The organism is Micromonospora mangrovicola (genome assembly GCF_047200535.1).
Classification (GTDB): Bacteria; Actinomycetota; Actinomycetes; order Mycobacteriales; family Micromonosporaceae; genus Micromonospora.
This window is the reverse complement of the sequence record NZ_JBJZOG010000182.1, coordinates 1-6097: the sequence shown is the minus strand read 5'-3', so window position 1 is coordinate 6097 and position 6097 is coordinate 1. Positions and strand designations below refer to the sequence as shown.

At 75.5% G+C, this 6097-nt stretch carries 4 protein-coding genes and 1 pseudogene; 2 read left to right on the top strand and 3 right to left on the bottom strand.

From position 1 onward, the window contains the following. Positions 1 to 18: 18 nt before the first annotated feature. The 3 genes from ACL02O_RS33340 to ACL02O_RS33330 form a co-directional block, all read right to left on the bottom strand. Positions 19 to 2046: a TIGR03960 family B12-binding radical SAM protein gene (locus ACL02O_RS33340; protein WP_412822164.1), complete on the bottom strand. Its 2028-nt coding sequence runs from the start codon at positions 2044 to 2046 to the stop codon at positions 19 to 21. 177 nt (positions 2047 to 2223) lie between these two features. Beyond that, positions 2224 to 3549 (bottom strand): FAD-binding oxidoreductase, encoded by a 1326-nt coding sequence (locus ACL02O_RS33335; protein WP_412822163.1) that lies wholly within the window; start codon positions 3547 to 3549, stop codon positions 2224 to 2226. Beyond that, positions 3546 to 4442 (bottom strand): LLM class flavin-dependent oxidoreductase, encoded by an 897-nt coding sequence (locus ACL02O_RS33330; RefSeq protein ID WP_412822162.1) that lies wholly within the window; start codon positions 4440 to 4442, stop codon positions 3546 to 3548. Before ACL02O_RS33330 ends, ACL02O_RS33335 begins: the two co-directional genes overlap by 4 nt. Before the next feature lie 64 nt (positions 4443 to 4506). Here ACL02O_RS33330 and ACL02O_RS33325 point away from each other — a divergent pair, with 64 nt between their 5' ends. Next, a complete protein-coding gene (locus ACL02O_RS33325; protein ID WP_412822161.1) occupies positions 4507 to 4866 on the top strand; it encodes a winged helix-turn-helix transcriptional regulator in 360 nt (119 codons plus the stop codon). 99 nt (positions 4867 to 4965) lie between these two features. Continuing rightward, positions 4966 to 6097: pseudogene (locus ACL02O_RS33320) on the top strand (hypothetical protein); the annotation flags it as partial.

Genomic DNA, 6097 nt, shown 5'->3' with positions numbered 1-6097 from the left:
CCGGACGCGTCGGCGACCTTACTGCTGGGCGCCGGTCGGCAGCCTCAAGCCGTTGACCGGGGTCAGCGGCAGCAGCTTCTTGCCGGTCGGGCCGATCTGGATCTCGGTGTCCATGGCCGGGCAGACCCCGCAGTCGAAGCACGGCGTCCACCGGCAGTCGTCCTGCTCGTACTCGGACAGGGAGTCCTGCCAGTCCTGCCAGAGCCAGTCCTTGTCCAGGCCCGAGTCGAGGTGGTCCCAGGGCAGGACCTCCAGCTCGTCGCGCTCGCGGGTGGTGAACCAGTCGAGGTCGACCCCGAAGGCCGGCAGCACCTCGGCGGCGGCGTCCACCCAGCGCCGGTAGGAGAAGTGCTCGCTCCAGCCGTCGAACCGGCCGCCGTTCTCCCAGACCCTGCGGATCACCGCGCCGACCCGGCGGTCGCCGCGGGACAGCAGGCCCTCGATCAGCGACGGCTCGCCGTCGTGGTAGCGGAAGCCGATCGCCCGGCCCAGCGAGCGGTCCGCGTTGATCGCCTGCTTGAGCAGCTTGAGCCGGCCGTCGATGACCTCCGGCCGCTCCATCGCCGCCCACTGGAACGGGGTGTGCGGCTTGGGCACGAAGCCGCCGATGGAGACGGTGCAGCGGATGTCCTTCGACCCGGTGGCCGCCCGGCCCGCCCGGATCACCTCGTGCGCCATGTCGGCGATCTCGAGGACGTCCTCGTCGGTCTCGGTGGGCAGGCCGCACATGAAGTAGAGCTTCACCTGCCGCCAGCCGTTGGTGTACGCGGTGACCACGGTGCGGATGAGGTCTTCCTTCGACACCATCTTGTTGATCACCTTGCGGATCCGCTCCGACCCGCCCTCCGGGGCGAAGGTCAGGCCGGTCCGGCGGCCGTTGCGGGACAGCTCCTGCGCCAGGTCGATGTTGAACGCGTCGACCCGGGTCGAGGGCAGGGAGAGCGAGACGTTGGTGCCGGCGTACTGCTCGGCGAGGCCCGAGCACATGTCGCCGATCTCGGAGTGGTCGGCCGACGACAGCGACAGCAGGCCCACCTCGTGGAAGCCGGAGAACTCCAGCCCCTGCTGGACCATCTGGCCGACCGTGGTGATCGAGCGCTCCCGCACCGGACGGGTGATCATGCCGGCCTGGCAGAACCGGCAGCCCCGGGTGCAGCCGCGGAAGATCTCCACCGCGTACCGCTCGTGGACCGTCTCGGCCAGCGGCACGAGGGGCTTCTTCGGGTACGGCCAGGCGTCCAGGTCCATGGTCGTGCGCTTGTGCACCCGGAACGGCACGTCCGGCCGGTTCGGCACGACCCGCTGGATCCGGCCGTCGGGCAGGTAGTCCACGTCGTAGAAGCGCGGCACGTAGACGCTCTCGGTGCGGGCCAGCCGCAGCAGCAGCTCGTCCCGGCCGCCCGGGCAGCCCTCCGCCTTCCAGTCCCGGACGATCGCGGTGATCTCCAGCACCGCCTCCTCGCCGTCGCCGAGCACGGCGGCGTCGACGAAGTCGGCGATCGGCTCCGGGTTGAACGCGGCGTGACCGCCGGCCACGACCACCGGGTCGGCGTCGGTGCGGTCGGCGGCAAGCAGCGGGATGCCGGCCAGGTCGATCGCGGTGAGCAGGTTGGTGTAGCCCAGCTCGGTGGAGAAGGAGACGCCGAACACGTCGAAGTCGCGCACCGCGCGGTGGGCGTCGACGGTGAACTGCGGCACGCCGTGCGCGCGCATCAGCTTCTCCAGGTCCGGCCAGACCGCGTACGTCCGCTCGGCGAGGACGTCCGGCAGCTCGTTGAGCACCTCGTAGAGGATCTGCACGCCCTGGTTGGGCAGGCCGACCTCGTACGCGTCCGGGTACATCAGCGCCCACCGGACGGTCGCGGCGTCCCAGTCCTTGACCACCGCGCCCAGCTCGCCACCGACGTACTGGATGGGCTTGGTCACCTGGGGCAGCAGCGGCTCCAGTCGGGGCCAGACCGACGACCCCGGGTCGCGGCGCGCCGAGCTGGAGCCGTCGGAGGTGTTGGCCGCGACCGGGCGCGGCGACGTGGACGGGGCACTCATGATGCCCAAGGGTACGCGGTGCTGCGCTGGTCACCACGTCCCGCACCGCAGGACGCGGCCGGTCAGGCCGGCTGCGGACGGCGCGGGCGCGAGCGCCCGCGCCGTCACCGGTGACCCGGGCGGCGGCCGGGCTGCGCCCCCGGCCCGGGGAGACCGGGGCGGCCGGGCCGGAACGCGTCAGCGTCCGCCGTTGGGCCGGGAGTGGGCGGTCCGGAAGACACCGTCCGGGTCGTACCGTCGCCATACCCCGGCCACCTTCGCACCGGTGGCGCGGGGATAGGCCCGCGCGAACGCGGCCGGGCCGGGCCGACTCTCGAAGTTGACGTACGCGCCGTCGACGCGTCCGGCGAGCCCGCGCCAGGCCGCGTCCAGGCGGGCGGCGCCGTGTGGCGGGAACGCCGAGGCGACGACCAGGGTGTCCTGGTGCCGGTGCGGGTACGCGGTCGCGTCGGGTGCGACGTCGTTGACCGCGCCGCCCACGGAGCGGAGCTGCACCAGCACCCGGTCCGGACCGGCCGCTGTGCGCATGATCGCGCGGGCGGTCGCCCCGTCCACCCCGCTGAGCAGGCCGTTGGTGGTGACGTTCGGCTGCTGGCCGACGTTCGGGTGCAGGTGCGTGGTCGGCACCAGCGCCGGATAGGGCACCACGTCGAGCCGGTGGTCCAGCAGGCCCCCGATCTCCAGGAGCGGCGCGACGGCGGACCGGGCCCGGCGGAGGTTCTCCGCGGCGACCACCGCCGTGACGGACATGACGGTGGACGACCCGTACGGCAGCAGCATCGCGGCGGCGGACAGCTCGCGCGGCGCCCCCCGCAGCACGTCCGCCCAGCGGCGCACGGTGTCGCCGTCCGGCCGGGCCTCGACCAGGATCCGGGCCACCCCGACGTCGCGTACCTCGACCGCCTCGATCTCGAAGGCCACCACGACACCGACCCCGGCGCCGGCGCCCCGGACCGCCCAGAACAGCTCCGGTTCGGTCACCGCGTCCGCGCGCACCACCGTCCCGTCGGCCAGCACCACCTCGACGGCACGGATGTGGTCGATGGTCAGCCCGTAGTGCCGGACCAGCCAGCCCACGCCGCCGCCGGTGGCCAGCCCGCCGACCCCCACGTTGCCGTGGTCGCCGGAGCTGATCGCCAGCCCGTACGGCGCGAGGGCCTGGGCGACCTGGGCCCAGCGGGCCCCGGCCTCGACTCGGACCAGCCGCGACGGGCGGTCGAGCACGTCGACCGAGCGCAGCGCGGACAGGTCGATGACCAGGCCGCCGTCGTTCGTGGCGGAGCCGGAGAGGCCGTGCCCGCCGCTGCGCACGGCGATCGGCGCGCCCTGCGCCCGCGCGTAGCGCAGGGCGGCGACCACCTCGGCGGTGTTCTCCGGCAGCAGCACGGCCGCCGGCGTCGCACGGGTGGTGTGCGTCGAGCGCAGCGTCGGGTACCGGCGGTCGCCCGGCCGGACGATCCGGCCGGCCAGCTGCTCGGGGACCGGTGCCGGCGGGCGGGTCACCGCTGCTCCCGGAGCTGCCGCACCCGGTCGCGGACGGCCGGGACGACCTCGCGGGCGAAGAGTCTGACCTGCGCCGGGGCGGCGGCCACCGGCCAGAGGACGAACGTGTCGAAGCCGAGGTCGACCGCCCAGCCGGTGAGCGTGTCGACCCACTGCCGCACGTCCCCGACGAGCCCCGGGCCAGCGCGGTGCGGGCCGATCGCCCCGATGACGTTGTAGATCCGGCGGATCTGCGCCGGCTGCCGGCCGGCCGAGCGGGCGGCGTCGTCGATGATCTTCTGGCGGGCCGGCACCTCGGCCGGCGGCACGTAGATGTTCAGCGGGGAGATCCAGCCGTCACCGTGTCGGCCGGCAACCCCGAGCATGCGGGGTCGCTGGCCGCCCAGCCACAGCGGGACCGGGGCGGGTGGCACGGGGCCCGCCGGGTAGCCCTCGATGTGGTGCGCCGCGCTGAGGTGGCGGACGGGCTCGCCGGTGAGCGCCCGACGCATGATCGTCAGGGCCTCCTCGGTGTAGGCGACCGTCTGCGCGCCGGTCCGGCGGGCGCCCATGGCGGCGACGGCGTCCGCGCTCGCACCGCCACCGACCCCGAGGACGACCCGGCCGCCGGCGAGCACGCCGAGCGAGGCCGCAGCCTTGGCCAGCATGGCCGGCGGGCGGAGTTGGAGATCGGCCACGTCGGTGAGGAACGAGATCCGGTCCGTCTCCGCGGCCAGGTGGCTGATCAGGGTCCAGGTGTCCAGGTGCCCGGGTTGGTACGGGTGGTCCTGGACGGCGAGGAGGTCGAATCCAGCCTCGTCCGCCGCCCGCGCGAGCCGCCGCGTCGCGGCCAGCATGTCGGCGGACGGGTCCAGGCTCACGCCGAAGCTGAGCGGGTGTCCGTAATCGGTCATGGCTCCACGGTCCGCAGGGCGGCACCACTGGGCAAACGACAGGTTAGCTACTAATCTTTGATAAGTGAGCAGCCCCGTTCCCGGCCTCGCGCCGTACCAGCAGATCCCCGAGTCCGAGTGCCGTGGCTTTCAGGACGCCCTGGAGTTGGCCGGCCGCCGGTGGACCGGGGCGATCCTGCTCGCCGCGGTGCGCGGCGCCCGCCGCTTCGGGGAGTACCGGACCGCGGTCACCGGCATCTCCGACCGGTTGCTGGCGCAGCGCCTGCGCGAGCTGGAGGCCGACGGCCTGGTCAGCCGGACGGTGATCCCGAGCACGCCGGTCCAGATCACCTACGCGCCCACCCCGGACGGGCGGGACCTGATGGCCGCCCTGCAACCGCTGGTGAGCTGGAGCCATCGACGCCGCCGGGCCGGGGTGGGCTGAGGTCCGGTCGCGCGGCGGCGAACGGGGCGTCCCGGCGGATTCGTCGGCGCTGGCGCGGCGGTACTAACCTCGCAACGGGCGCGAGAGGAGATTGCCGCGATGCCGCAGCCGCAGCCGGGGGCGGGCCGGCCGGCCGACGGGAGCACCCCGGTCCCGGGCCGGGATCCGGGCACCGACGAGTCGGCTCACTCCCCCGTACCGCCGCCGGGCGACGAGCGCGACGCCGACCCCACGGGCGACGTCGCCGCCGAGGCCACCGGCGGCGCCACCGACGCATTGCCCGCGACCGGCGGCGACGCGGGGCACGACCGAACCCCCGAGCCCGCTGCCACCGACGCGCCGCCCGCGACCGGCGCCGCTGTCGAGGACGACGCCGCGCCCGGGCCGGGCGCGCCGGAGGGTCGCGACGCCGACGAGCGGGGCGGCGCGGGTGACGGCGGCGAACCGGCCGAGACCGCGCAGCGCACCGAGACCCCGACGCCGGCCGGCGGTCAGGCCCCGGAACCGGCCGCCCGCGGCACCGCGCCGGCCACCGACGCTGGGGGAACACCCGCGGCCGGAGCGGCCCCGAACGGCGGCGGCGACGAAACCGCCCGGGAGCCGGTGACCGGGACCGCCGACCGACCGGCCGGGCCCGTTGGCGACCCGCTGCCCGGGAACGGGCCGACCGGCGCGAGCCCGGTCACCCCGGCCCGCGGCTCCGCCCCCGTGCGCCCGACGGGTTCCACGGCCGTACCGGCGCGTCCGGCCGGCTCGGCCGCCGTGCCGGGTCCCCCGGCCGACCCGACGCCGGTGCCCGGCCCGCCCGATCCGACCCGGGTCGCCGGACGCCCCGACCCCACCCGGGTGGAGACCCGCGCCGAGGTCCCCGCGCCACGGTGGAGCGGCTCGGCCCCGGTCCCGCCCCCACCGCCGCGCAAGCGGGCCTGGGGCGAGTCCGCCGAGCCGACCCCGGTCCCGCCGCTCGACTCGCCGGAGCACCAGGTCCCGGTCGATCCGTGGGAGGGGGTGGACACGACCGGCTGGGACCTGCACTCGGTCGACCTCCCGGCGCTGCCGCCGACGCTTCCCTACCCGACGCCGCAGCACACGCCGCCCTACCCGGCGCCACGGATGAACCCGTCGCCGCTCCCGCCACCGCAACCGCCGGTGCCCGCGGCGCCACGGGTCGCCGCCCGGCCGGTGTCGCCGCCGCCGGTTTCACCGCCCGCACCCCCGACCCGGTCGTCGA

Bases quoted from the DNA above. Each gene is read 5' to 3' on its own strand.
- ACL02O_RS33330 (WP_412822162.1), bottom strand. From the start codon at position 4,442: ATGACCGATTACGGACACCCGCTCAGCTTCGGCGTGAGCCTGGACCCG.
- ACL02O_RS33340 (WP_412822164.1), bottom strand. From the start codon at position 2,046: ATGAGTGCCCCGTCCACGTCGCCGCGCCCGGTCGCGGCCAACACCTCC.